The organism is Mucilaginibacter sp. P4_G9, assembly GCF_056400985.1.
Map to the genome: position 1 here is coordinate 1 of NZ_JBFUKF010000797.1, position 1,122 is coordinate 1,122.

1 protein-coding gene is annotated in these 1,122 nt (G+C 34.5%); it reads right to left on the minus strand.

All coding sequences use genetic code 11. The annotated features are described in order from the left end of the window. Positions 1–1,122 (minus strand): WcaI family glycosyltransferase (locus AC1DPZ_RS27720; RefSeq protein ID WP_477409593.1); only part of this gene is annotated, 1,122 nt, incomplete at both ends.

A 1,122-nucleotide genomic window follows, 5' to 3' on the forward strand; every position in this document is an offset into this window, starting at 1 on the left:
GCATATGCGCGAGCACATGTACGTATGTGATCCAAATTTTTGTTAATAATTATCTCGTCCATTGTTGCAGTCAATAATTCTGTGTTTTCCGGTTCAATTACATATCCTAATTGATAACCATCAATCACTTTAAATAAAGATGTATCTTGTGGGGCTGTGACCAGGCAAACTCCGCCAACTGCTAAAATATTAGTGAGCTTCGATGGCATAACTAAATCGCTCGCATTTGATTTTTGGAGAATTAAATGCACGTCAGCCATATTTAAAAACTCATTAAATACCTCTTTATCCTGCACAGGTAAAAAAATTAGATTTAAAAGATTCCTACTTTTAGCAACTTCAATAAGTTTCTCTTTATRCGGCCCCGTACCGCAAATAATAAACTTGATATGATCCATATGCAACATATGCTCGGCAGCATCAACGATGTTTTCAAGGCCTTGCTTTTCTCCTATTGCACCTGAATACAGAAATACAAAATCATTATCACGATACCCCCATTTAGTTTTAAGTTCTGCGCGATTGTTAAGTGGAAAAAAATAGCTTGTATCAGACCAGTTGGGATAAAAGTAAACTTTCTCACCAATTTTCGATTTTATTTTACTCATCATTCCATCAGAAATACTGCTTATGTAATCAGCTTTTTGCATTATATCTCTTTCAATCTTATAAATACGATCGAAAAATTTTTGACTGGATAGCATGTTTAAATCTTGAGCAGCTTCTATCTGCAGGTCCTGTATATGATACAATAATTTACCACCATTGAATTTTCTGAGTATTAAACCTAAATATGCCAAATGAAACGGCGGTGCTACAGTAACTATTAAATCAAATTTTTGTCTACTGATGATTAGCTTAAAAATGACCCACAACATTGATGACCAAAAGGAAATATCTTGTAACATTCTTTTCTTACCAGTTGGACCTGCAGGCACATACGATGGGCAGCGGTATACAGTTAAAACAGAATTACTTTCCTCGTAATTTATTATCTCTTTTTTATACCAGCGGTTTTTATATGGCTCTTGTACCTTCCAATATGGATAATAGGGAAATGTTGTTACGACGGTACAATCGTAGTTATTTTTAGCAAGCCATTCCATCATTTCGCCATTATAT